Source organism: Alistipes sp. 56_sp_Nov_56_25, from assembly GCF_001915285.1.
Lineage (GTDB): Bacteria > Bacteroidota > Bacteroidia > Bacteroidales > Rikenellaceae > Alistipes > Alistipes shahii.
In genome coordinates this window covers 1-23,661 of record NZ_MNQF01000025.1, presented here as the reverse complement: position 1 = coordinate 23,661, position 23,661 = coordinate 1, and the positions used below count along the sequence as shown (strand labels likewise).

Annotated in this window: 24 protein-coding genes and 1 pseudogene; 13 read left to right on the top strand and 12 right to left on the bottom strand. The window is 59.6% G+C overall.

Annotated features, from left to right (window positions below; translation table 11 throughout):
* Positions 1-375, bottom strand: a pseudogene (locus BHV64_RS13270) (recombinase); the annotation flags it as partial.
* A 771-nt stretch (positions 376-1,146) separates the two neighbouring features.
* On the opposite strand from BHV64_RS13270, the gene BHV64_RS07615 reads away from it, so the two are divergent.
* The 7 genes from BHV64_RS07615 to BHV64_RS07585 all read left to right on the top strand — a co-directional run bounded on the left by BHV64_RS07615 (position 1,147) and on the right by BHV64_RS07585 (position 8,097).
* A complete protein-coding gene (locus BHV64_RS07615; RefSeq protein ID WP_044054606.1) occupies positions 1,147-2,118 on the top strand; it encodes a tyrosine-type recombinase/integrase in 972 nt (323 codons plus the stop codon).
* Positions 2,119-2,527: 409 nt separating this feature from the next.
* Positions 2,528-3,019, top strand: coding sequence for a hypothetical protein (locus BHV64_RS07610; protein ID WP_022061263.1), 492 nt, complete (start codon positions 2,528-2,530; stop codon positions 3,017-3,019).
* Positions 3,020-3,034: 15 nt separating this feature from the next.
* Entirely contained in the window at positions 3,035-4,204 is a 1,170-nt protein-coding gene (locus BHV64_RS07605) for an OmpA family protein (protein WP_138266230.1), read from the top strand.
* A 46-nt stretch (positions 4,205-4,250) separates the two neighbouring features.
* Positions 4,251-4,388: a hypothetical protein gene (locus tag BHV64_RS07600; protein ID WP_022061261.1), complete on the top strand. Its 138-nt coding sequence runs from the start codon at positions 4,251-4,253 to the stop codon at positions 4,386-4,388.
* Positions 4,389-4,434: 46 nt separating this feature from the next.
* On the top strand, positions 4,435-5,805 hold the full coding sequence (locus BHV64_RS07595; protein ID WP_217727826.1) for a fimbrillin family protein: 1,371 nt from the start codon (positions 4,435-4,437) through the stop codon (positions 5,803-5,805).
* A gap of 75 nt (positions 5,806-5,880) precedes the next feature.
* Positions 5,881-6,021, top strand: a complete 141-nt coding sequence (locus tag BHV64_RS07590; protein WP_015548017.1) for a hypothetical protein — start codon at positions 5,881-5,883, stop codon at positions 6,019-6,021.
* Positions 6,022-6,033: 12 nt separating this feature from the next.
* Entirely contained in the window at positions 6,034-8,097 is a 2,064-nt protein-coding gene (locus BHV64_RS07585) for a fimbrillin family protein (protein ID WP_217727827.1), read from the top strand.
* A 67-nt stretch (positions 8,098-8,164) separates the two neighbouring features.
* Here the strand turns inward: BHV64_RS07585 and BHV64_RS07580 are convergent, their stop codons facing one another.
* The 3 genes from BHV64_RS07580 to BHV64_RS07570 are packed head-to-tail and all read right to left on the bottom strand — an operon-like array spanning position 8,165 to position 10,173.
* Complete coding sequence (locus tag BHV64_RS07580; RefSeq protein ID WP_022061258.1) at positions 8,165-8,899, bottom strand: DUF6064 family protein; 735 nt, start codon at positions 8,897-8,899, stop codon at positions 8,165-8,167.
* A 9-nt stretch (positions 8,900-8,908) separates the two neighbouring features.
* Positions 8,909-9,409 carry a threonine/serine exporter family protein gene (locus BHV64_RS07575; RefSeq protein ID WP_015548014.1) on the bottom strand — a complete coding sequence of 167 codons (501 nt, stop codon included), beginning with the start codon at positions 9,407-9,409 and terminating at the stop codon, positions 8,909-8,911.
* Entirely contained in the window at positions 9,406-10,173 is a 768-nt protein-coding gene (locus BHV64_RS07570; protein WP_015548013.1) for a threonine/serine ThrE exporter family protein, read from the bottom strand. Before BHV64_RS07570 ends, BHV64_RS07575 begins: the two co-directional genes overlap by 4 nt.
* A gap of 192 nt (positions 10,174-10,365) precedes the next feature.
* Between BHV64_RS07570 and BHV64_RS07565 the strand changes: the two genes are divergently transcribed.
* Positions 10,366-12,078 carry an ArnT family glycosyltransferase gene (locus BHV64_RS07565; protein WP_217727828.1) on the top strand — a complete coding sequence of 571 codons (1,713 nt, stop codon included), beginning with the start codon at positions 10,366-10,368 and terminating at the stop codon, positions 12,076-12,078.
* Entirely contained in the window at positions 12,075-12,443 is a 369-nt protein-coding gene (locus BHV64_RS07560; protein WP_195579488.1) for a GtrA family protein, read from the top strand. Before BHV64_RS07565 ends, BHV64_RS07560 begins: the two co-directional genes overlap by 4 nt.
* Positions 12,444-12,467: 24 nt before the next feature.
* Here BHV64_RS07560 and BHV64_RS07555 read toward each other — a convergent pair whose 3' ends face one another.
* Positions 12,468-13,187 (bottom strand): polyprenol monophosphomannose synthase, encoded by a 720-nt coding sequence (locus tag BHV64_RS07555; RefSeq protein ID WP_288115702.1) that lies wholly within the window; start codon positions 13,185-13,187, stop codon positions 12,468-12,470.
* A gap of 161 nt (positions 13,188-13,348) precedes the next feature.
* Between BHV64_RS07555 and BHV64_RS07550 the strand changes: the two genes are divergently transcribed.
* Genes BHV64_RS07550 through BHV64_RS07540 form a run of 3 tightly spaced genes read left to right on the top strand, consistent with a single transcriptional unit; the run spans position 13,349 to position 17,369 of the window.
* On the top strand, positions 13,349-13,789 hold the full coding sequence (locus BHV64_RS07550) for a GNAT family N-acetyltransferase (protein ID WP_118406921.1): 441 nt from the start codon (positions 13,349-13,351) through the stop codon (positions 13,787-13,789).
* Positions 13,786-16,446 (top strand): AsmA family protein, encoded by a 2,661-nt coding sequence (locus tag BHV64_RS07545; RefSeq protein ID WP_217727829.1) that lies wholly within the window; start codon positions 13,786-13,788, stop codon positions 16,444-16,446. Before BHV64_RS07550 ends, BHV64_RS07545 begins: the two co-directional genes overlap by 4 nt.
* Before the next feature lie 5 nt (positions 16,447-16,451).
* A complete protein-coding gene (locus BHV64_RS07540) occupies positions 16,452-17,369 on the top strand; it encodes a lysine exporter LysO family protein (protein ID WP_229094906.1) in 918 nt (305 codons plus the stop codon).
* Positions 17,370-17,667: 298 nt separating this feature from the next.
* Here the strand turns inward: BHV64_RS07540 and BHV64_RS07535 are convergent, their stop codons facing one another.
* From BHV64_RS07535 to BHV64_RS07515, 5 genes are all read right to left on the bottom strand, one after another.
* Positions 17,668-17,952, bottom strand: a complete 285-nt coding sequence (locus BHV64_RS07535; RefSeq protein WP_217727830.1) for a winged helix-turn-helix domain-containing protein — start codon at positions 17,950-17,952, stop codon at positions 17,668-17,670.
* 4 nt (positions 17,953-17,956) lie between these two features.
* Positions 17,957-18,547, bottom strand: a complete 591-nt coding sequence (locus BHV64_RS07530; protein WP_288115701.1) for a hypothetical protein — start codon at positions 18,545-18,547, stop codon at positions 17,957-17,959.
* A 4-nt stretch (positions 18,548-18,551) separates the two neighbouring features.
* The gene (locus BHV64_RS07525; protein WP_217727832.1) at positions 18,552-19,175 is read right to left on the bottom strand and encodes a hypothetical protein; all 624 of its coding nucleotides are present in this window, start codon (positions 19,173-19,175) and stop codon (positions 18,552-18,554) included.
* A 13-nt stretch (positions 19,176-19,188) separates the two neighbouring features.
* Complete coding sequence (locus BHV64_RS07520) at positions 19,189-19,422, bottom strand: 2TM domain-containing protein (protein ID WP_015547999.1); 234 nt, start codon at positions 19,420-19,422, stop codon at positions 19,189-19,191.
* Positions 19,423-19,679: 257 nt separating this feature from the next.
* Complete coding sequence (locus BHV64_RS07515) at positions 19,680-19,976, bottom strand: GNAT family N-acetyltransferase (RefSeq protein ID WP_217727833.1); 297 nt, start codon at positions 19,974-19,976, stop codon at positions 19,680-19,682.
* Between the two features lie 69 nt (positions 19,977-20,045).
* Between BHV64_RS07515 and mutY the strand changes: the two genes are divergently transcribed.
* Positions 20,046-21,110, top strand: a complete 1,065-nt coding sequence (mutY, locus tag BHV64_RS07510) for an A/G-specific adenine glycosylase (RefSeq protein WP_288115700.1) — start codon at positions 20,046-20,048, stop codon at positions 21,108-21,110.
* Between the two features lie 74 nt (positions 21,111-21,184).
* On the opposite strand, the gene BHV64_RS07505 is transcribed toward mutY, so the two are convergent.
* Positions 21,185-22,138 (bottom strand): calcium/sodium antiporter, encoded by a 954-nt coding sequence (locus BHV64_RS07505; RefSeq protein ID WP_195285875.1) that lies wholly within the window; start codon positions 22,136-22,138, stop codon positions 21,185-21,187.
* 37 nt (positions 22,139-22,175) lie between these two features.
* Entirely contained in the window at positions 22,176-22,979 is an 804-nt protein-coding gene (gene zupT, locus BHV64_RS07500) for a zinc transporter ZupT (protein WP_288115699.1), read from the bottom strand.
* Positions 22,980-23,661: the final 682 nt, after the last annotated feature.

The following is a 23,661-nucleotide window of genomic DNA, read 5'->3' as shown; positions in this document are numbered from 1 at the left end:
AATTCTTTTTGCGGACATCGGAAAGACGGTGCTTTTCGAGAAATTCGTCGAACAATGCGATCAATGTCGGTTTGGCCGTTTCTTCCGTGGCCGTTTCGATATTGTACTTTTGCGGATTGTAATATTGTTCCAATGCCTCTTTCAGCCACTCTTTCTGCGGCTCTGCCACCTGTCGGGATTGATAGGCTTTTTCGAGGTAGGACTTGAGTTTGCGGGCTTCATCGTTGTAATAGGAACGCATTTCGTCATCGCAAACAATTTTGCTTTTGACCTGTTCGGCCTTGTCGTCCCAAAGATTGGGGTTGATGGTGAGCCGGGTCGGTATTCTGTATCATAGCGTTTTACGCTCTTTTTGATGATGAGAGTTATTTTCATAGTACCCAGATTCCGGATTGACAGAGCAAAAATACGAAAAATTCCCCGCATTTTCCCCACATCTGCTAAAATATGTTCAATCTGAATTTATCTGGTAAAATGATTGAATATTTATATATTATTGATAATAAATAAAATAAATATAAATTTATTCATTCTTGCCTCTATTTAAGTTTAATAGAATTTAATATATTCAAATGCGGCTCCGGGTACTGAAAACGTCGCTTGGTCAATTGATCAGGCGACGTTTTGCTTTTGCCGGGGTGTGCATGAGGCGTGAAAAATGCCGGATGGCATTGCGGATGGGGACTTTCGTTTTCCTGCCGGCCGCATCCGGTTCGGACGGGAATCCGACTTCGCCGCCCGCCGCTTCGGCGATCGCCCGGCAGACGTGTCGGCTGCATCCATCGCCATTTCCGGGTTTTTCTTGCTCTTCCCGACACGGTATCCGGTTTCCTTTGCGGCTGTTGCGCCGTTGGTGAGCGGCATGTGCCCCGCCATGTCGTCCTTCGGTTCCGGATGGCGGCGATCCTGACTCCGTGAATAACCGTATTCTTGTTCCGCGTCGTGCGCTGTTCCCGTTTTCCTCTGTTTTGTGCGTCATGCTTCCTCTGCAAGCGCATGGCCGGACCCTCCTATGCTCCTTTCGGCTCTCGAAACTGTGCCCGGTGGTCGGGCCTTCCGCCGTTTCTGCGAATCTTTAGGTGACTTCAGGCGGTCTTTGATTTGCGGCTTCCTATCTTGCAACGCAGTTTCACTAAATTTTATTCTATGATGCACTTACCAGATTTAACCGGCATGTCCTGCCTTGCTTACATGGGGCAGGCCGTATTTGCGGGCGCGACCCGCAACAAAACCCTCCCTGATTTTATCTCCTGTTTCGCACGCCACGTCGGGGAGTGCGAACGGACGGGGCGGAACGGTTCGACTGCAAACTACCGGATGGCCTACCGTATGCTCGTCCGGTATGTGGGCGGAGGCAAGCTGCCTCCGGAACAGTTCACCGCCGAATGGCTCGAACATTACGAGCGGTGGCTTCTGGCGCGGGGTCTCGGGACCAATTCCGTCGTATTCCACATGCGCTCCCTGCGGGCCGTTTACAACCGGGCCGTCGAACAGGGGCTTTTCCCCGCTGCGGGCAGCAATCCTTTTCGCCGCAGGCTCATCAAACAGGTGGCGACCCGCAAGCGCGCCCTGCCGCGCGAGACGCTCCGGCGGATCGGCGGTGCCGACCTCTCGGCCTTGCATCCCAAATATGCGCTGGCGCGCGATCTTTTCATGTTCAGTTTCTACACCCGGGGCATGTCGTTCGTCGACATGATCTACCTGCGCAAAAGCGATGTCCGTGACGGAGTGCTGACCTACCGGCGCAAAAAAACAGGCCAGACGCTCTCCCTGCGCGTCGAAGCGCCCCTGCAAAAAATCATCGACCGCTACGACAGCGATTCTCCCTACGTGCTGCCCGTCTTGACCGCCGACGACAGCTACCGCGCCTATCGTCAGCAGCAGCGCGAGCTGAACAAATTCATCCGTAAAATCGGCGAGCTGCTGGGAATCTCCGAGCCGCTGACCTTTTACGTGGCCCGGCACTCGTGGGCGACGCTGGCCCGCGACTGCGGCACGCCGCTGACGGTGATCAGCGCCGGCATGGGGCATACCTCCGAGCGGACGACGCGCGTCTATCTTGCGCAGCTCGACCGCAGCGTCATCGACAAAGCCAATCGGAAAATCATCAATCTGTGAAGATCGGACCGATTCAGGCGATATTCGGATCAAATGGATACAAGGAAAAAACGGTGCGGATGACGGAAACAAGGCCCATTACTGTAAATAATGTGTCTTCGGGACATAAATGATTGCTATTTAAACAATTCCCATCGTCTGCGAAGGTAAGGTTATTTCTGATTATAACCAAATATTTTATATTAAAAAAATGCAAATAATTCGATAATAATCTGATTATTCGTGTTTTGCATATTCATCTCATTTTTCGGACCGGGTTGCGGACATAAAATCCGGTTTTTGGCTCTGCATCGTGTTCAAATATGTCTTTTTTAGCTGACTGTCATTGCTTTATGTAAACAAGACCCATTATTTACAGTAATGGGACTCGGGAGAATGGTGTACCGGTTGTATTAAAACAGATTACAAGTTGACACTCTCTCTTAAGATTTTGTGGGCGGTGAAGATTCTGCTCACATTGCGCAAGGCGGCGGAAGCCGGGGTTCCTCCCATGAAAAGCTCCGAATTGCTGGCGGCTTGCGTGGCTCCGCATGCGGATACCTATATGTATCGCCGCGCCCTGCGGGAGTTGGTTGCCAAGACCGACTTTGTGACCTGCGACATCCAGTCGAGCCGGACCACCTACGAGTGGAATCCCGATGTCCGCCCGAGCCTGTACGATCTGGTCATCCGGCTGGAGGGCGGCATCCACGAGACATCGAATGCTTTCTGGTCGTACGAGAACACCTACACGATGCAGCCTTTGCACAAGGTGAACAAACGGTACGACGCGCTGACGCGCGAATATCTCTCGAGCATCTACGTCGACGAACTCGACTCCCCGGCGCTGTCCGAACGGAGCAGGGCCAAATTGCCCCATATGAATTTACAAACGACAGAACATGCGGAACAACACACTTAATTAATAACCCGAAAAATGAAACGTCTCTACATTATTGCATTGTTCGTTTTCGCGAGCGGATTTGCTTCTGCCCAGGAAAACGGGAACCGGGATGCGCAGAACCGCATCGTACGGGGGCCTTATGAAACCAATCGCTTTTTCGATAATGTTTTCGTCGGAGTGGCCGGAGGTGTGAACCTTTATTTCGGTGAGAACGACTCCGAAGGAAAATTCGGGAAGCGCCTGGCTCCGGCGATGGACATCCATGTCGGCAAATGGTTCACGCCTTCGATCGGTGCGCGCGTCGGCTACGCGGGCTTGCAGGCCAAAGGCTGGACCTCTGCCGGAACGCTCTACGCCAAGAGCGCAGACGGCGGCCTGTTCCGGGAAAAATTCGGCGTGATGTACCTGCACGCCGACGCCATGTGGAACTTCTCGAACGCCGTGAGCGGCTACAAGGAGAGCCGTACGTGGAATTTCGTGCCTTTTGTCGGTGTCGGCTGGGCGCGCTCCTACGGCAACGACGCCCATGACAACGAGATCGGCTTCGATGCCGGCCTGCTGAACGTGGTGCGCCTGTGCAGCTCGCTCGACCTGACGCTCGAAGCCCGCTGCCTGCTCGTCAACCAGCGTTTCGACGGTGTGACCGGCGGCCGCACCGGCGAGGGAATGCTTTCGGTGACGGCCGGCCTGGCTTACAAGTTCAACCGCCGCGGCTTCGTGCGCGCCTCGAACGTGCAGCCGGTGGACGTTACGCCCTATCTCGACCGGATTCGGAATCTTGAGGAGAACAACACCGACCTTGCCTCGAAAAATTCCGTCCTGAACGACGAGAACGAGAAACTGCGCAACGCGCCCGCCAAGGTCGTCGTCGAACAGAAGGTCTCCGCATCGCCCGTGGTGCTCTTCTTCAGGATCGGCAAGGCCACGCTCGACAGCAAGGAGCTGACGAACCTCGAATTCTATGTCAGGAATGCCATGAAGCTCGACAGCGACAAGACCTTCACGCTGATCGGCTCGGCCGACAAGGATACCGGCAACCGGGAGCTGAACCAGCGTCTGAGCGAGCAGCGGATGGAGTATGTCTACGACCTGTTGAAAAACAAGTACGGCGTCGCTCCGGAGCGTCTGGTCAGGAAGGCCGAGGGTGATACGAACAACCGGTTCGCCGAGCCGGAACTGAACCGCGCCGTCATTGTGGAATAATTCAGCCGAATCATATACAAACGTCACATTCAACGAAAAAGAAGCCATGAATAAATTGTTAATGCCTTATGAGGCACCGGAGCTGTTTCTGATCTCCGTCCGCGTCGAAAAGGGGTTTGCTGTAAGCAGCGACATCGAGCCGGGAGAAGGCGGCGGTGAGCTGGGATACGACGAAACCTACTGATGAGATCGGATACCCGAAAACCAACATTCAAAACAGAGAATGCACGATGAAAAAATTATTGATTATAGCGACTCTTGCCGCAGTCGGCATGGGTGCATGCAGCAAGGATGACGGCGTTTCCGCTCCGGAGGACTTGCGGAAATATGTTCAGGTGACCATCCCCGAGAACGCGGCTTCCGGCGAAACCCGCACATCGGTTGACGGCACGACGACCTCCTGGGTCGCAGGCGACAAGGTCGCCGTATCTCTCTACAACGGTTCCACGACGGAGGTCTGCGAATTCACGGCCGACAGGACGGGCGCGACCACGACCTTCTCGGGCAGCGTGCCCGTCGGCAGCTACACGTGCGCCGCAGCCCACTATCCCTTCTGCGCCGCCACGTTCGACGCCGTAAACAAGACCTTCACGCATACGTGGGGCGATGCTTACTGCTCGACGGATCTGGCCGCCTACGACTTTATGTTCTCGACCGTGTACGAGACCCCGTTCGTGGTCGACGAGACAACGACTGTCCTGCCCATTGCGCTGACTTTCAGACCGCTGATGGCCCGTATCGGGATGAAGCTCGCTCTGGGCGCCAACGAGACCCCGAAATACGTCACCTTCACCACCGACGACAACGTGCTGCCGACGGCCGGTACGGTCAATGCCGACGGAACTTTCTCCGCTTCGGCCCTGACCAACTCGCTCACCGTGGAGACCGACCGGAAGGAGTTCACCGTGGGCCTGCTGCCCGTCGGCGTCGCTTCGAAAATGAGCGTACATGTTACGACCACCGACGGCATGACCTATTCGGACAAATCGTTCCAGCTGGCCGGTCTGAAGCGCAATACCCACTATACGATGAATGTTCCCTGCCGAACGAAACGCTTTATGCTTACGGTTCCCGATGGTGTAAACTCGAAATACGGTACGGGTACCTATAAAAATAATGAATTTTACTCCGTCGATCCCGCCACTGACCCGACGGGTATTTTCAAGGACTGGTATTTCTATCGTGCCGAATTGAAGAATACGACAAACACCGCCAGAGGTGATAAACTTAAAGGGAAGAACCGGATCCAGTTGCAGGTCGCTCTGGGGGGCAATAACTCTAATAACGGCGCATTTGTGACGGCTCCGATCCAGTGCGACGGAACCAAGACAGTAACGGTATCTTTTACGGCGGCGACCAACAGAGCAATAAGCGCTAACTATTGGATCGGTGTAACGGATAACGGTCCGATTACATCGGACTGGCTCAGGGACATCAATAAGATTAGCCCTCATGCCGAGGGTTTGATTCCGAGGTCCGATAATGTCTCCCACTCCCATACCTTTACGGTCACCAACGGTCAGCGGATCATGGTGAAAGTTTCTAATACGTTGGGTGAGCATCACTTGGAGTTTGCCGACTTTACCTATACGGTCGAATAGATCTTGGCACGGCAAAATACATACGATCGGGACGGATGCAACAGCCGTCCCGATTTATATATAACCATATCCAGTATGAAAGCAGTTTATACAAAACCGGAACTGGAGGTCTTCGCAGTTGCGGTGGAAGCCGGGTTTGCAATCTCGCAGCCCGACGGGGGTGAGTTGGGTCCGACTTCGGAGGACTATTCGGATAACGGGGATTTAACCTATTGAAAATCAAAAAATATGAAATACAGTTCTGTTTTCCGCTTGTCGCTGCTGGCGCTTCTGCTGGCGGGATGCGGGGAGGACGATGCCGGAACGACGGCATGGACCCGCCCCGAAGAACCGGCAGCGGCGGGAAATCCCGTCGTTTGCCGCCTTTCGATCGACGACGGCGACGAGTCGCCGGAGGCTGAAACCCGTACGGCATACGGCCCGCTGACGAACGGCTCCTGGCCGATCTACTGGCGCAGCGGCGATCGGGTGGAGGTCATCTCTCCGCAGACGACTCCGCAGCGGGCGACGGTCGAGGTCCGCGTCTCCGGGGCGACCGAAAGCGAGGCCGATTTGAGCGATACCGGGATGGTCTGGGGCGAAGGGCTGCACGACTTTTACGCCTTCTATCCCTCCGGGGCGATCCGGGCCAATGCTGGTTCGATCGTCGTGGCGGCGGTCCCTGCCGTCCAGACCTGCAACAACGGGGAGTGCAACATGCAGTATGCCTGCATGTCGGCCTGCGCCGAGGATGTGGCCCAAGGCGAGGTGGTTTCGTTTGCATTCCGTCCGCTGATGACCACGGTAGCCGTGTCCGTGGGATTTTCCGAGACGGTCGAGGTGCAGAAACTCGTCCTTTCGAGCGCGAACGACGCCGTGGCCGGACAGTTTACCCACGACATCGCCGCCAACGTCAGCACGGTCGATCCCGACAGGCGTTCCAACGTGCTGGCGCTCCATCTGACGACGGGCGATGCGCCCTATATCCGGATCAATGCCGGCTCGAAAATCGTGGTGACGGCCTTTATGCTGCCGCAGGACATCCGCGGCCTGACGCTGACGGCCGTTACGACCCAAGGGCGGACTTACAGCTACACCACGCCGGCGACGCTCCGGGCCGGACACCGCTATTCGTTCTCGGTCGGCGACATGCCGGCCCAGGCCCAGCACATTGCCTCGGACCGGTCCGACTGGATGAAATACCTGCCCGATAACGCTTTCCTCTCGCAGATCTCCATTCCCGGATCGCACGACGCCTGCGCGATCTACGGCTCGCACTACGAATATAAGAGCGGTATGCCGCAAGAGAGATACCATTTCAAATGGCTGCTTTCCTGGTTAGGCAACACCAACACAACGAAAGTCACCAAGGCGCAGGAACTTTCCATCGAGGAGCAGCTGGCGGCGGGCGTCCGCATGTTCGACCTGCGTCCCTGCGCGTCTTCGGCTTCCGTAAAGGACCTTCCGATTCATCACGGCATCTCCGTGCTGGGCGATCCGGCCCGCGGCGGTTATACGCCGGGCGCGTCCGGTCGGCAGGAGCTGTCGCCCTTCCTGCTTTCGCAGGTGCTCGACCGCTTCGTGCGTTTCCTGGAGGAGCATCCGGGCGAGACGCTGCTCGTGCATATGAAATATGAGAACACCTCCACCAACGCCAATAAAAGAGGGTGGAACAAGAGTGTCGTGAGCTACATCAAGTCCCGTTGCAACGGCCGTATCGCCGACTTCACGCCGCGGATGACGCTCGCCGACGCCCGGGGCAAGATCCTGTTCGTCATCCGCGAAGATTATAAATCGGACAATGGCGGGGAGTATCTCGGGGCCTATCTGAACTGGACGAACGATAAGGTGGTCTTCGAGACCTCGCTCCACGGCAACACCGGCGAGGCGGCTCCGATCAAGGTCAACGACCTCTACAACATCAAGAACGGGGCTTCGGACGGCGTGAGCAAGTATGCGGCCATCGACGAGTGCATCGCCTACACCTACAATGCGACGGACGTCGCGCGCTGGTGTATGAACTACGTGAGCTGCTATGACAGAGACCATTGCAGCGTGACGGGGCTTGGCATCCTCGGGGCTTTGGGCGACTATGACTATTGCGCCAACCGCTACAACCGCTATACGGCGGACAAGCTGAACCGGCCCGATTTCCGCGGAAACGCCGGCATCGTGCTGATGGATTTCGCGGGGGCTTCGAACGCCACGATGACCTACGGCCAGACCTATTCGAACATGGCGGTTTACGGCGACGACCTGGTGGAGGCCGTCATCGGCGCCAACAACAAGTGGGACCTGCGCCGCAACGAATAGGCGGTGTCTGCCGCAAAAAAAGAAGCGTCCGGTTGGCCGGGCGCTTTTTTTGCGTGTGTGCGGCGTGTCAGCAGTCGGTGAAGAGGTTGAGCTGGTGCAGCAGCGTGAAGGCGAAGAAGCACCCGATGATCAGGCACATCACCGCGAGCAGCGCGTTGAGCACCCGCGGCGAGGGTTTCGTGGGCCGCCCGGCGTTGTCGCGGATGTATTCGCGGAAGAAGAGGTACAGCGCCGGGACGATGCTGCATGCCAGCAGGTAATCCTCCGGAATGCCGAAGAAGTAGACCTTCGAAAGTCCGATCAGCGCCCAGTGGCAGAGGAACATCGCCAGCACGATGTTGACTCTCTCCGAAAAGGCCAGCATCAGCCCGATCGTGAAGACCGCCACCGAGCAGGGCATCACCGGCGAGGTGATCATCGGGAAGGTGCGGCCCAGCAGGAGCGAGAACAGCGGGTAGACGAGCGGCATGGCGAACAGCAGCGCGGCGAACGCCTTGTGGTTGCCCGTGCGTTGCAGCGAGGCGTGCCCGACCGCCAGGTCGTAGACCCAGATGCACCCCATGATGGCCCAGAACAGCGCCAGCAGGTCGTGGTGTTCGCGCGGCTCGCAGCAGACGAGGTAATAGACCCCGGCGATCCAGAAGTTCAGGAGCGCCATGAACACCTTCATCGCGATCCGCACGGCGGGCGAGGGGCGGAAGTAGAGCAGCAGGGTCAGGACGACGGCCGCCAGCGTCAGCGCGAGCTGTGCGGGCCATGTCGCGGCGTTGTAGGAAGCGATGGTATTCCAGAAAGTCTCCATGCGGAAGGTTTATTTCACGTTTTTTCTGCGCCGCGTGAGCGAGAACGCCCGGCGGTTGAAGACGAAGATCGGCAGCGTGGCTCCGGCGGCCAGCAGGGCGATGACGCTCAACGACACGGTGGCGTTGAGGAAGAACAGCTGCATGTACTGCATGCCCTGGCCCGGGTCGTTGAGCGACTGGAGGAACATGATGAGCGAGAAGACCGTCTTGTAGGCGTAGATGCCCGGAACCATCGGCAGCAGCGCCGGGATGTAAAGCGCCGTCATCGGGCAGCGGATGGCCTTGCCCAGCCAGAGGCTTCCGAAGCCGATGGCCGTTGCGGCGCAGAGCGACGCCGTGGCGATGTCCATGCCGGCGCAGTTCATCAGGCAGAACCGCAGGGCGTGTCCCACGGCGGCCAGCAGGGCGATGCGCGGGAAGGCGCGCATCGGGGGATCGGAGACGGCGCCGAAGCCGACGGCCGCCACGGCCGCGAAAAACCCGTCGAGAAGAATGTCCGCAGCGATCATAGCAGGCTGTTTTTAACCATTAGCAAAGTCGCCGAAAGCCCGATGGCGATGCAGATGATCAGCAGCAGGGCGTTGATCAGCCGGCTGAACCCGATCAGGATGTGGCCTTCGACGATGTCGATCACGCCGTTGATCAGCGGCACGCCCGGCACGAGGTACAGTACGCTCGTGGCGAGGGCCGTCTCCGCCGTGCAGTCGAAGCGCAGGGCCGCTGAGGCGCACAGCGAGGCCATGAAGGCCGAGATGATGAAGATCAGGAAGTGGTTGACGCCGTGCGCCTGCATCCGCTGCCGGGCGGCGAACCCCACGAGCGTGGCGGTGAAGACGATGCCCGCGGCTGTCCAGTCGCCGCCGAAAAGACGGCAGAACGAGGCGTTGGCCAGTCCGACGGTCACCAGCACGAAGATCGGGTCGATGCGCGGTTTGTCGATCAGCTCCCCGTAGCGCCGGCGGATTTCGTCCAGGGGGAGCCGGTCGTCGAGGGCATCCCAGCTCAGGGCGCTCAGGTCGGAGTTGCGTTCGAAACTGATCGGCAGGGCGGGAATCTTCACCACGCGGGTGACGGCTTCGCCCGTCGCGTCGTCGCGGACCGTGAGGATCGTGCTTTTCTGGAAACTCGACAGCTGAATGTCGACTCCCTGCGACTGTCCGATACGCTGCGAATTGCGGATCACACGCGAGGTGTGGACGCCGGATGCGAGCAGGTAGGTCGCGTAGTCCGCAATGAAATCGAGGATTTCGGTCAGTTCTTGTCTGGTTTTCATAACGGCTGCAAAAATAGTTCATTTCCTCCAAACGGCCCGTCTCCGGGCCTGAAAAATTTGCCCGGCGCGTGATTTTGCGGCCGGCCTGCGTCGCTGTCCGCCCCCTCGCTGCGGGGCTGCCGGATGGTTTCGGGGACAAAGCGGGGCTTTTTTAGGCGGAACGGATAAATTTTTCTACCTTTGCTTCCCGGTATGGAAGCATCTTTCAAAAAGTCATACGCCTCGCTGGGGGCCGACAGGCTGGTCCTTCTGTGGCTCGGGGTGTGGTGGATTGCAAACCTCGTGCAGGCCGGCTTTACGGAGCTTGCCAACGACGAGGCCTACTACCATATGTTCGCCGAACGGCTCGCATGGGGGTATTTCGACCATCCGCCCGTGACGGCGCTGCTGGTCTGGGCCGGAGAGCGTCTCTTCGGCGGGGAGCTGGGCGTGCGGTTTTTCTTCACCGTGCTGCAACCCCTCTACCTCTGGATTCTGTGGCGTCTGATCCGCCCGGCGGATGCCGGTCGCCGCGACGCCGCGCTGTTCGTCGTGGTGTCGGCCGCGACGCTGATGCTCCAGCTCTACGGCTTCATCGCCGTGCCCGACGGGCCGCTGATGTTCACCACGGCGTTGTTTCTGCTGACTTTCAAATGGTTTTCCGAAAACCGCCGCCGGGCGTGGTTGTGGATGGGTATTGCCATGGCGCTGATGGCTTACAGCAAATACCACGGCGCGCTGGTGGTTCTTTTCGCGCTGGCCGCCAACCCGCGGCAGCTGCTGCGTCCTGCCCTGTATTCAAGCGGCGCGGTGGCGCTGCTGCTGCTCGTGCCGCACCTCGTGTGGCAGTACGAGCACGACTGGGCGTCGTTCGCCTACCACCTTTCGGGCCGCAACTCGGTCTTCAGACCCGGCTACGTCGTCGAATTCCTGGCCAACGTGCTGGTGGTCTTCAATCCTTTCTTCGTGCCGCTTTACGTGCAGGCATGGCGGAAGGTGAAGCCGCAGACCCCCGTCGGGCGGGCGCTGAAGTTCCTGCCCGTGGCCTTTATTGTCTTTTTCATGCTCTCGTCGCTGCGCGGTTACGTCCAGCCCCAGTGGGTGATCGTCTCCTGCTTCGGACTGGTCTGCGTGTTGTTCGCCTATGCGCGGCGGCATCCCCGCACGCGCCGTTACGTGATGCGGGCCGGGGGCGTGACCGTCGGACTGATCGTCCTGGCGCGGCTGGTGATGATCTTCAACCCGCTGGGCATCCGTTTCGAGGTGTTCAACAATCCGGAGAGCTACGCAGCCATCGCCGCCGAGGCCGACGGCCGTCCGGTGGTTTTCCGCTACGGTTACGCCGTTGCGGCCAAATATGCGTTCTATACGGGCGGCGAGGCCTACTGCCAGCCCAATATCCGTTACCGTACGCATCAGTGGCAGTTCCGCGACGACGATTCGCAGTTCATCGGCCGCGAAGTGCTCGTCGAATGCCCGGACGGGACCGTCTCGGACAGCACCCGGCAGGTGCGGACCCTCACGATGGCCAACGGCCGGAGTTTCACCTGGTTCGTCGATCCGGCTTTCCACCCCGTACGGTTGGTGGACATCGCCTTTACGGGCCTGCCCGGGCGGGTGGCCGCGGGCGAGACGCTGCGCCTCGAACTGCGCATCAGGAATCCCTATCCCTATGCGATCCGCGTGGGTGCGGACGACACGCAGCTGGTGATGCTGTGGAAACACGGGCGTTTCCGGGTCGACGAGTTCCCCACCGGCGAGACCTTCACGATTCCGGCCGACAGCGAACTGACGCGCGGGGTGACCTTCACCGTTCTGCCGCAGCTGGCCGGCGAGACTTTCGACGTGGGGTTTGCGCTGCGCCGGGAGGGTTATACGAATTGGTTTAACGGAAAATCCGTCCCGACGGAGGTCGGAAATTTATGATAGAACAGTTTTTCAAATTCTGCGTTGTCGGCGGCTCGGGCGTCTTCGTCGATTTCGGCATCACCTATCTCTGCAAGGAGTGGCTGAAGCTGAACAAATATGTGGCCAATTCGCTGGGGTTCCTCTGCGCCTCGACTTCGAACTACATTCTCAACCGCATCTGGACGTTCCAGAACGAAAATCCCGACATCACGGGCCAGTACCTTCGGTTCCTGGGCATCGCGGCTGTCGGGCTGGTGATCAACAACGCCACCATCTACGTCCTGCACGGCCGTTTCCGCCTGAATTTCTACCTGGCGAAACTCTTTGCCATCGGCGTGGTGACGTTCTGGAATTTCTTTATGAATTATTTCTTCACCTTCTGACCGGGCTGTCTTTCCGGCCCCGCATTATTTGCGTTTGCGGATACGGCGGAAGGGGAGTTTCAGCACTCCGAAGAACGCCTCCCCGAAGATTCCTCCCGACATCTTCGACGTTCCCTCGCGGCGTTCGACGAAGATGATCGACACCTCCTTGAGCCGCATTCCCAGCCGCCAGGCCGAGTATTTCATCTCGATCTGGAACCCGTAGCCCTTCATGCGGACGGCGTCGAGGTCGATCGTCTCCAGCGCCCGGCGCGAGTAGCAGACGAATCCCGCGGTGGCGTCGCGCAGCGGCATGCGCGTGACGATACGCACGTACATCGAGGCGAAGTAGGACATCAGAAGGCGCGACATGGGCCAGTTGACCACGTTGACGCCCTGCACGTAGCGCGAACCGACCACCACGTCGTTGCCCTCGGCGGCGGCGCGATAGAGGCGCACCAGATCGTCGGGGTTGTGCGAAAAGTCGCAGTCCATCTCGCAGATGTAGTCGAATCCGTTCTCCAGTCCCCAGCGGAATCCCGCGAGGTAGGCCGTGCCCAGGCCCAGTTTCCCGGCCCGTTCCATGAGGTGGAGCCTCTCCGGGAACTCCTTCCGGCGCTCCTTGACGATCGCGGCCGTGCCGTCGGGCGAACCGTCGTCGATGACGAGTATCTCGAAGGGTTCGGGCAGCGAGAAGACCTTGTCGATCATCGCCGAAATGTTCTCTTTTTCGTTATAGGTCGGAATGATTACCAGTTTGCGCATGGCGGATGTCGTATCTTTTGGAATTACAAAGATAATATTATTTTGCAAATCGCAGCTATTTTGTGCGCCGTTTCAGGGCGCGGCCCGTTGCGGGGTAAAAGTACGCTTTTTTCCGCAGACTGCCGCAACGTTTCCGTTAAAAAGGTTATCTTTGTGCTGAAATGAAACTTGAGGTGCGACAGGTGACCGAGGTCACCGATTCGCTGCTCGAAGCGTTCGGGCGGCTGATGCCGCAGCTTTCGCCGCGGCTGGAGGCCCCTTCCGGGGAGCGGCTGCGGGCAGTGGCGGCGAACCCTTCGGCAGCGCTTTTCACCGCGGAGTCCGGCGGCGCTGTCGTCGGGGCGCTGACCCTGGTGTGGTACGACGTGCCGTCGGGGCGCAAGGCGTGGATCGAGGATGTGGTGGTCGACGCCGCGGCCCGGGGATTCGGGGCGGGCGAGGCGCTCGTGCGCGCGGCGCAGGCGCATGCCGCCGCGGTCGGCGCCGGGAAGGTGATGCTCACCTCCAACCCTTCGCGCGGGGCTGCGCGCAGACTGTACGCAAAAATGGGATTCAAGGAGGCGGAAACCACGGTTTTTGCCTGTAAAACAGATACGGAATGAAAAAAATCGTGAAGATCGCGGTTATAGCCGTGGTCGTTATCCTGGCTATCGCCCTGATCGCGCCGGCCGCGCTCCGGGGCAAGATCGCCGACATCGTGAAGCGCGAGGCCAATGCCATGCTCGCCGCCCGGCTGGATTTCGAGAAACTCGACATCAGCCTGCTGCGCCATTTCCCCAACGCTTCGGTGGAACTGAAGGGGCTGACGCTGGTGGGCGTCGACCGTTTCGAAGGCGATACGATCGTCGCCGCACGGCGTATTTCTGTGGTCGTCAATCTGATGTCGCTTTTCGGCGACAGCGGATTCGAGGTGACGAAGGTCATCCTCGCCTCGCCGGCGGTGCATACGCACAAACTCGCCGACGGAGCCGTCAGCTGGGACGTGATGAAACCCTCGGAGGCTCCCGCGGAGGAGGTTCCCGCAGAGGAGCCCGCGCCGTCGTCGTTCCGGCTTTCGGTCCGCGACTTCCGCATTTCCGATGCGGCGATCCGCTACGAGGACGATTCGACGAACATGCGGTTCTCGACCGCGCCTCTCTCGCTGCGTCTCCGGGGCAACATGTCGGCCGACCGCACCGACCTCGACCTGCGGCTGACGGCCGCCGCCATGCGTTTCGTGTCGGGCGGCATTCCGCTGTTGAGCGACGCCGAGGCGGAGCTTGTCGCCGTGATCGACGCCGACCTTGCGAACAACCGCTTCACCTTCTCGCGCAATACGCTGCGCCTGAACGCCATTTCGGTCGGTCTCGACGGCTGGGTCGAACTGGACGGCGACGCCGTGGCCATGGACCTCAAGGCCGGCTGCGACAAGGTGCAGTTCAAGGACGTGCTGTCGCTGATCCCGGCCTTCTACACCCGTGAGTTCAAGAACCTCACGGCGGGCGGTGAACTGTCGATGGAACTCTGGGCCCGGGGCGAAATGCGCGGCCCGGCGCTTCCGGCCTTCGAACTGAAAACCGAGGTCCGCAACGGCAGTTTCCAGTACTCCTCGCTGCCCAAGGCCGTGACGGACATCAATATCGCCGCCAGGGTCTCGAACCCCGGATCGGTGATGGACAAGACGGTCGTGGATCTCTCGAAATTCGGGCTTCGGATGGCCGGAAATTCCGTTGCGGCGACCTTCTACGCCACGAATCTCGTCAGCGACCCCGTTTTCCGGGCTTCGGCCGACGGACGGGTCGACCTGGGAGCCGTGAAGGAGGTCTATCCGCTGGAAAAGGGCGTCGACCTGGGCGGTCTGATCACTGCGGACCTAAAACTTTCGGGCCGCATGTCCGACATCGAGAAGAACCGCTACGAACGGTTGGGCGCGCAGGGAACCTTCGTCGTCGAAGGGGTGGGGCTGACGCTTCCCAACCTCCCGGCGGTCCGTATCCGCCGCGCTGCGGCCACCGTCACGCCCGCCGCGATGACGCTCGGGGAGTTCGGCCTGACGGTCGGCAGGAGCGACCTTTCGGCCAACGGCCAGCTGACCGGTTACATCGGTTACCTGCTGCGGGACGACGTGCTTTCGGGGCGCCTCTACGTGAAATCGGAGCTGCTCGACCTGAACGAGATCATGGACGCCATGCCCTCGGCGGAAGGCGGGGCTGCGGACGAAGAGGCTCCGGCGGAACCGGTGCGGGCCATCGAGGTCCCGCGCAACCTGAACCTCTCGCTCAACACCGATCTGCGAAAGGTGCTTTTCGAAAAGATGACGATCGGCGACATCTCGGGCGAGATGCGCGTTGCCGGCGGCGTGCTGTCGCTCGAACGGCTCGCGATGGGCGTCTTCGGCGGCAGGGCCACCGCTTCGGGCAGCTACTCGACGGCCGCCGATCCGGCGCGTCCGGTCCTGAAACTCGATGCCGCCGTTTCGGGCGCTTCGTTCCGGAAGACCTTCGAGGAGCTGGAGATGGTGCAGCAACTCGTGCCGATCTTCGCCAAGACGGGCGGCGACTATTCGCTGTCGCTCGACCTCGGCACGTCGCTCGACGCCGCCATGTCTCCCGACCTGCGGTCGCTCAACGCTGCGGGCGAGATCAAGTCGGCCAATATCCATGTGCAGAATATCGAGGCGTTCGATGCCCTGGCCAAGGCGCTGGGCAACGACGACCTGCGGAAAATCGAGGCCCGGGATGTCGCCATTCGTTTCTCCATTAAGGACGGGCGCATCACCACGCAGCCCTTCGATCTGAAGATGGGCGGCGTGAACATCAACCTCGCGGGTTCGACGGGGCTTGACCAGACCATCGACTACAAGGCCCGGGTGGCCGTTCCGGGCGGGAAGACGCTCCAGTCGGTCGGCGTGAACATCGGCGGCACGTTCTCCTCGCCGAAGATCACCCTCGGGATCAGGGAGGCCGCCGAGGAGGCCGTGAAGAACGTCGTCGACGAGCAGATACAGAAACTCACGGGCAGCGAGTCGCTCTCGGAAGAGATCGCCAAACAGGCTGAAAACCTCCGCGCCGAGGCGAAGCGCGCCGGCGAGAAACTCATCGCCGCCGCGCAGGAACAGCGCGCGAAACTCGTCGAAGCCGCGGCTTCGAAGGGGGCTTTGGCCAGGATCGCCGCCGAGAAGGGCGGGGATAAGCTGGTGCAGGAGGCCGAGAAGCAGGCTGCCAACCTCGAAGCCGAGGCCGAGCGGCAGATCGAGAAACTCACGTCGAAAAAGGAGTAATCGGAATGCTTGCAATATTCGCCGTCATCATCGGAGGCATTGTGACGGGGCGCCTGCTTGTCGGCTGGCGCCTCGCCTTCGTACAACGTCTCATCACCTTCATTATCTGGGCGCTGTTGTTCCTGCTGGGCGTCGAGGTCGGTTCCGATCCGGCGGTCGTCGGCTCTCTGGCGACGCTCGGGGCGGCCGCCTTTGCGATCTTCGCGCTGTCCGTTGCGGGGAGCGTCTTCGCTGCGTGGTTGCTGTGGCGGCGTATTCGCGGCCGCGCCGTGTCTGCGGACGAAGGCGGAGATGCGGACGAAGCTCCCGTTTCCGCGTGGACGGCCCTGAAAGGGAGTCTGGTGATCGTCGCCTTTTTCGTCGCGGGGTGCGTCGCGGGGCTTTTTGCGCCGTTCGACATGACCGGTTCGCGCATGAGCGCCTATGTGCTTTACGCGCTGATGTTCTGCGTCGGCGTGACGCTGGGCAACGACCGCACCCTTGCGGAGCGAGTCCGGCGGCTCGATCCGCGGCTGGCGCTGCTGCCCGTCGCCACGGCCGTAGGCACGCTGGCCGGTGCGGCCCTCGCCGCGCCGCTGCTCGGCGGCTGGTCGCTGACCGACTCGCTGGCCGTGGGCGCGGGATTCGGCTACTATTCGCTTTCGAGCATCTTCATCGCCGACCTCCGGGGACCGGAGCTGGCGACGATCGCCCTGCTGTGCAACGTCATGCGTGAAATCTTCACCCTGCTGGCCGCACCGCTCGTGGCGCGCTGGTGCGGACCTCTGGCCGCCGTGTCGATCGGCGGCGCGACGACCTTCGACACCACGCTGCCCGTCATCACGCAGGCCGCCGGGCGGCCCTATGCCGTGGTTTCGATCTTCCACGGCTGTGCTCTCGATTTCAGCGTCCCGTTTCTGGTGACGTTTTTCTGTACGATCTGATTTGCACTTCCGTGCGGGATATTGGCACCTTTTGGTGGCAAAAGTTGCCAATGGACCGCGTCTTTGCCGCGATTGTTTGCCGCTTTTGATGGCAAAAGCGGCGCAAAACCATCCGCATGTCGCTTTCGCGGGAACGACATTTGGCTGTGCTAAAACGGGCGCCTGACGCGGGTTTGCAAGCAAACCGGCCCCGTTTTTTAACGCTTCGCCTTCATGTCGTTCTTCTTCCGCTGCAAGCGATAATGCGGAACACTTCCCGCCGCGAAACGCGACGAATAACCCCTGTGTATAGCCATATTTATCTCTTTATATAGCTTTGCAGCGCCTCGACGTAATCGGCGAAGGCGTCGCGCCCGGCGTCGGTGATGCGGCACACCGTGCAGGGAATCTTGCGGCGGAAGGTCTTCTCGACTTCGATGTAACCGGCTTTTGCGAGTTTGTCCAGCTGCACCGAGAGATTTCCGGCGGTGGCTCCGGTCTGCTGCCGGATGAAGACGAAGTCGGCGCTTTCGACCCCGATGAGGATCGAAACGACGGCCAGCCTCAATTCGGAGTGCAACAGGGGATTCAGCTCTTTGAACATCGCGTTATCGGGCAGGGTGGTTCGACTTGTAGTTGAGGATATGCTCCGGAACGATCATCATCACCACGAATCCGGCGATGAAAAGCAGCGGCTGCCACATGTTGCCGGCGATCAGCGTGAACGGAGCGAGGATGATGGCCGCGACGCCCCCGACGGCGGTGGGCGTGAAGCGGATGATCAGCCCCGTCACGGTGGTTCCCATGCCCATGATGAGCAGAATGATGAAGAGTATCGGCAGGCGCATGGGCGTGAAGAGCGCCAGCATGCTGACGAACCACGCCGAAAGACCCATTACCGTCCAGACGTTCCCGATCACGCGGTCGACGAACGTGCGCACCTCGCCTTCGGGCTTCTTCTCGCGCGAAACCCACATCAGCAGCCAGCCCAGCAGGGGCAGCATCAGCCAGAGGTAGTTCCAGCGCGGGTTTTGGAAATAGAGGACTGCGCCCCAGACGGCGAGCGTCGTCAGTACGGTGGCGTAGCCCCATGCCAGCAGCGGACGGCCCGAGTTGCGGACCATGCGGCTGCGGGTGTTTTCGATCATGCGGCCGATTAGCGCCAGGCTTTCGGCGGCTTCGAGTTTACGGTCTTCCATTGTGTTATCGGTTTTCCGAAGCTTCTGCGGCGTCGCGTTTGACTTGTCGTTTGAGTGCGTATCCCGAACCTGCGAGCCCGACGAGGACCGCCACGGCGAACTGAATTAGGTTGCCGTCCGGGTTGACATTGATCCACGATTCGCGGATGATGCCGAAGGCAACCGGCAATAGGAAGCACGAAACGTAATACATATATTTGTTGTGAATCACCGTTCCCGAGATGAAAAGTCCTGCGCTGATCAGCAGCAGGACCGGGAACAGCGGATCGACAGGCCATTCCCGCTCCATGCAGATCACGAAGGTAGAAAAGGCGGCCAGACCTGCTATGCATCCCCATACCTGTTCCAGCAGGCGGTCGGTGTAGCTTTTGACCTGCGTAGCACGGCGGCGGTTGTACCACCACGTAGCGGCCCATCCGGCGGCCAGTGCGGGCAGCCACAGCCATTGCCAGGCGCGACTTTCGGTGAAGGTCAGCAGGAGGAAAATCCCGACGGCGGTTGCGGCGAGCAGGTATCCCCATAGGATGAAGAGGTTGCTGCTGCCCGACGAAAGGTTGCGGCGCGTGTCGCGGATCATGCGCTGGATGAGTTCGATGCTTTGGTCGGCGTTGAAGTTTTTGTTGTCCATCGTTTCGTTTTTTTCAGCGGTTGCGGTAATTGCATTCGTCGTCGCAGTCGAACAGATACCAGGCGAGCGACAGGGCGATGTTCAGCCCCCATCCGGCGATGACCCACAGCACCCACCAGTAGTGGGGCGAGGTTTGCCAGTTGACGAAGGCGAGAAAGGCGCAGACCACGACGCAGGTGGTCAGGCGGCGGATGAACCAGCGCGCGAAAAGGCGGCGTTTGTCGGTGCGGGCGGGAGTGATTTCCATGGCTTTTTCCGGTTGTGAGCGGCTGCTCGGTTTGTAAATTCATTACAAATATAAAGTAGTTTATAAAATAAACCAAATTTCGAGCCGGAAATTTTTCGGAAAAAGCGAATACCTATATCTATTGAGCGGGAAGTGTTTATTGAGCGGGAAGATGCCTGTCGGGAGGAGGCAGAATCGGACCCTTCGAAAAGAGTCCGGTTTCGCGGCGGGGCGCTCCCTGCGGGCAGGCGGTTGTGGGGGGCCGAACCTGCCCGGGCCTACTTGTTTTCGGCGGTCAGCACCAAGTCCATCCATTCGGGGTGGCGGCGGATATAGGTCGCGACGAACGGGCATTGGGGGACGACCTTGAGCTTCTTTCTGCGGATGTCCTCCAGCACGCCCTGCACCAGCTCCTTGCCGATGCCCCGACCTTCGTACTTCGGGGGAACTTCGGTGTGCGTCAGTACGATAAGTCCGTGTCCCAAAACGTATTCGGCCAGGGCCATGCCGTCTCCGAGGTCGAGCTCGTAACGCTTTTCGGCGGCGTTGTCGACCAAAGTGTGCCTCTTTTCCATATGCATCTCGTTTTAATTGGGGCGGAATGCTTCAAATTTGATTCCGAAGTCGTATTTTTGTCTTCCGTTATGAACCGCATTGCCGAAATACTGCTCGACTGGTACGCCCGCGAGGGTCGTGACCTGCCGTGGCGCCGTACGCGCGATCCCTACCGGATCTGGCTCTCGGAAGTGATCCTCCAGCAGACCCGCGTGGCGCAGGGGATGGAGTACTACCTCCGTTTCACGGAGCGTTTTCCCGACGTTGCGTCGCTCGCCGCCGCGCCCGAGGACGAGGTGCTGAAACTCTGGCAGGGGCTGGGCTATTACAGCCGCGCCCGCAACCTCCGGGCCGCCGCCCGTGAGGTCGTAGAGCGTTTCGGAGGGGTGTTTCCCCGCTCGTTGGACGACGTGCGTTCGCTGCGCGGCGTGGGCGACTATACCGCGGCGGCCATCTGCTCGGCGGCTTACGACGCTCCGTGCGCCGTCGTCGACGGTAATGTCTACCGGGTGCTCTCGCGGCTCTTCGACCTCGCCGAACCGATCGACACCACGGCCGGAAAACGGGCTTTCGCCTGCTTGGCGCAGTTGCAGCTCGACGCCGCGCATCCGGGCCGCTACAACCAGGCGATCATGGACTTCGGGGCGATTCAGTGTACGCCCGCGTCGCCCCGCTGCGAAGCATGTCCGCTGTCGGAGAGCTGTCTGGCCCTCGCTGCCGGAACCGTCGCCGACCGTCCCGTGAAACGAGGCAAAACCCGGGTCCGCGACCGCTGGTTCAATTACCTGCACGTCGCCTCGGGCGACCGGGTTCTGCTGCACCGCCGCGAGGGGCGCGACATCTGGCAGGGACTTTACGAGTTTCCGCTGATCGAGACCGACGCTCCCGTTGAATTCCCGGACCTCGCGGCTCTGCCGCAGTTCCGTCGCCTGCTGGGCGACGGTCCGTGGCATCTGGTGCGCAGCGTTTCCCTGCCCCGGCACCAGCTGTCTCACCAGCGGCTTCATGCGGTCGTTCACCGCATCGAAACGCCTGCATTCACTCCGGCCGCCGCTGCTATGGCCGTCCCGGCCGACTCGCTGGGCGACTATGCCGTGCCGCGGCTTGTCGACCGTTACCTGATGCAGGCCGGTTCGGACGACTCCTCGTTTTAAATCCCGTCGAGGCGGGGATTTAGGGGAGGGGCAGATTTGTAAACACGGCTGTGAGCCGTGGGTTTGCGGTCGGATTATCGTATCAGATACCCGATGTAGGCGACGTAGATCGCCAGGAAGATCGCGCCCTCCCAACGGTCGATCGCCCGGCGTTTGAACGTGAAGGCCGCGAGGAACAGCAGCACCGAACTCAATACGACCATCAGCAGGTCCCAGACCGTGATGCCGCCCATCGAGAGCGGATGGATCGTCGCGCTCAAGCCCAGGATCAGCAGGATGTTGGCGATGTTCGATCCGATGACGTTGCCCAGCGCCATGTCGGCCTTGCCCTTGAACAGCGACACGAGCGACGAGGCCAGCTCGGGCAGCGATGTGCCGCCAGCCACGAGCGTGATGGCGATCACCGATTCGCTGATTCCGAGCCGCCGGGCGATCTCCGTGGCGCTGCGGAGGAACATTTCGCCGCCGAAAATCAGTCCGGCGAGGCCTCCGACGATCATCGCGGCCATGAGCCATCCGGCCATTCCGGGTTTCGCTCCGGCGTCCGGGGCCGTCGCCTCGGGCCGTTTCGTGGTGCGGATCGTGTACCACATCAGCGCGCCGTAGAGCAGGAGCATGACGATGCCGTCGATGCGTCCGATGCGGTCCGCCGCACCTTTGAAGACATAGGAGTCCGCTGCCAGCGCCAGCAGCAACAGCGATACGATCACTCCGAACGGAATGTCGCGGCGGATGTTGCCCGCCGTGAGCGGCAGGGGGCGGATCAGGGCGCAGACGCCCAGGATGACGAAGACGTTGAAGATGTTCGACCCCACGACGTTGCCGATTGCCACGTCGCTTTTGCCTGCGATGGCCGAGAGCACCGACACGACCAGTTCGGGCGTCGAGGTGCCGACGGCGACCACCGTGAGTCCGATGATGAATTCCGGCACGCGGAACCGCTGCGCCAACGCCGCGGAGCCGTCCGTCAGGAAGTTCGCGCCTGCGAGGATCAGTCCGAGGCCGATGATGAGGAGTAAGATGTCCAAACTATGAATTTTGAATTGTGAATTCTGAATTGTTTGATCATGCCAGCAGGATCAGACTCACGGCCATCAGGGCCATGCCGGCCACCACGCCGTAGATGGAGATGTGCGCCTCGCCGTATTCGCGGGCCGCGGGCAGCAGTTCGTCGATCGAGATGAAGACCATGATGCCTGCCACGCCGGCCAGGATGCAGCCCATCAGCGTCGGGGTCATGAAGGGCGTCAGCACCAGCCATGCCAATATGGCTCCGACGGGTTCGGCGAGGCCCGAGAGGAGCGACAGGCGGAAAGCCTTTCGGCGGTCGCCCGTGGCGTAGTAGATCGGGATCGAGACGGCGATGCCTTCGGGAATGTTGTGGATGGCGATGGCCACGGCGATGGCTACGCCGAGGGCCATGTTGTCCACCGCCGAAGTGAAGGTGGCGATGCCTTCGGGGAAGTTGTGGATGCCGATGGCCAGCGCCGTCATCACGCCCATGCGCATCAGACGGGGATTGTGCGGCTGATGGTCCATCTCCTCGACTCTGTGTGCTTCGTGGGGGTTCTCGATCGAGGGAACCAGCCGGTCGATGACGCCGATCAGCAGAATGCCCGCGAAGAAACTCGCCACGGTGACGATCATGCCCGTGTGTGCGCCCCATTCGGCCGAGAGGGTCGTGTTTGCCTGCTGGAACAGCTCGACGAACGAGACGTAGATCATCACGCCGCCCGAGAGGCCCAGCGAGAACGAAAGCAGCCGTTTGTTGGTGCGCTTGGCGAAGAAGGCGATCGCGCTGCCGATGCCCGTGGCGAGGCCCGCGCCGAGTGTCAGCAGCAGGGGGATGAGGATATTGTGTTCTTCCATACGAATCGTTTTCGTTTGTTTGGCAAATACGCAGCAAACCGTCCGGGTTGCCGGGTTTTCCACCGCAAAGATAATGCATAAAACAAAATACCGAACCTTGCGGGTGCGGGATTAAAGCAATGTCATGGCTTGATTTATCAGGTCGTTACATTTTTGTATAGGAGAATAGGTAACGAGATGGCAACGGTTTATTTTCAGTTAACTGCACAAAAATACCACATTTCAAATAACTTCTTGCAAGATATGAAAAATTTTCAGGATGAGCAAATTCTATTCGATTGAAGAAAAATTGCGGCTGAATCAACAAGCTATTGCAATAGGAACTTAAAAATTGAAGGATTTATTTTATAAGATAAAAGGTTCCCAAACTTTTGCATCCAAAATATAATTAAACATAAATATCTGACAAACAACATAATGGGAAATTTCAGGTAATAATTTGTCAACTCTGAAGGCCATTTCCCTTGTATTCCATTTCAAATTGTCAAAGTTCCCGTTACAAAGACACGAAAGCTATATAATATAGTAAATATTCGATGGAACATATATAGCGTAATTTATGGATTCCTGCCGCCGTGCCGGGAAAACCCGCCCGAAATTCGGGCGGGTTCGCTTTCAGAGGGTCAGGGCTATTTTTTGGTCTTCGCCGCGGGCAGTTCCTTGATTCGTATGTTTCGGAACT